The sequence below is a fragment of the Streptomyces muensis genome (assembly GCF_021474425.1).
Classification (GTDB): domain Bacteria; phylum Actinomycetota; class Actinomycetes; order Streptomycetales; family Streptomycetaceae; genus Streptomyces; species Streptomyces muensis.
This window is the reverse complement of record NZ_JAKEIP010000579.1, coordinates 1-1,302: the sequence shown is the minus strand read 5'-3', so window position 1 is coordinate 1,302 and position 1,302 is coordinate 1. Positions and strand designations below refer to the sequence as shown.

The window sequence follows — 1,302 nt, the reverse complement described above, 5'->3', positions numbered from 1 at the left end:
GTGAGCTGAACCGGATTTTGTAGCGGCCCTGAAGCCAGGCATGATCGCCTCGGCAGATGGGAGAACACAGGTCCGATGCCTGCACCACGGAAGTACCCAGACGAGCTGCGCGAGCGAGCCGTCCGCGAGGTCCAGACCTCGGGCCGTCCGGTCGCGCATGTCGCCCGGGATCTGGGCATCCACAAGGAAGCCCTGCGGCAATGGGTCCGGCAGGCCGAGGCCGACCAGGGCGACCGGCCTGATCTGCTCACCACGGCCGAGAAGAATGAGCTCGCTCAACTCCGCAAGGAAAACGCCGAGTTGAGGCGGGCGAACGAGATCCTGAAAGCCGCCTCGGTGTTTTTCGCGAAGGAGCTCGACCAGCCCCGCACGAGGCCGACGCGGTGATCAACCACCTCCGCGACGACTTCGGGGTTGAGCCGGTCTGCCGGGAGCTGAACCTTTCGGTCTCGGCATACAACGCCCGCCGCCGGCGGCCGAAGTCCACCCGGCGCCTGCGCGACGAGCAACTGCTGGCGAAGATCCGCGCCGCCCACGCGGCATCCGGCGAGACCTATGGCGCCCGCAGGATCCACCGCCAACTGCGGCGCGAGGGAGTCACTGCGGCCCGCTGCACCATCGAGCGGCTGATGCGCGAGGACGGCCTGGAGGGCGTTGTCCGCGGCCGACGACGCCGGACCACGGTGCCCGAGCCGACCGCTCCGCGCCCGCCGGACCTGGTCAACCGGCTCTTCACCGCGACCCGGCCGAACCAGCTCTGGGTGGCGGACCTGACTTATGTCCGGACCTGGTCCGGCTGGGTCTACGTCGCGTTCGTCCTCGACGTGTACTCGCGGATGATCGTTGGATGGCAGCTCGCGACCCACATGCGCACCGATCTCCCCCTGGATGCCCTGGAGATGGCTTTGTGGCGCCGGGGCATCAAGAAGGGGTCGGGCCTGATCCATCACAGTGATCGCGGCAGCCAATACGTGTCGATCCGCTACAGCGAACGGCTGACGGACGTCGGCGCCGCCGCATCGGTGGGCTCCGTCGCAGACTCGTACGACAACGCGATGGCCGAGGCCCTCAACGGCACCTTCAAGGCCGAGCTGATCGAACACCAGGGCCCCTGGCGGGACGCTGACCAGGTCGAACGCGCCGTCGTACAGTGGGTCGGCTGGTACAACACCGAGCGCCTGCACTCCGCACTCGACTACCTCCCGCCCGAGGAGTTCGAGGCGGCCTACTGCCGTTTGTTGGCCACCGCGAACGCAGCCTGAAACACACAAGATCGGCCGCTACGAAACTAGGGGCAGCTCA

1 protein-coding gene is annotated in these 1,302 nt (G+C 67.6%); it reads left to right on the top strand.

Annotated features, from left to right (window positions below):
• The first annotated feature begins 75 nt into the window (after window positions 1-75).
• Window positions 76-1,262 (top strand): IS3 family transposase gene (locus tag L0P92_RS44480; RefSeq protein ID WP_234768816.1). Its coding sequence is split into 2 segments (ribosomal slippage): window positions 76-343 and window positions 343-1,262, totalling 1,188 coding nucleotides; the frame shifts between segments, so codons are not numbered across the junction.
• The last annotated feature ends 40 nt before the right edge of the window (window positions 1,263-1,302 follow it).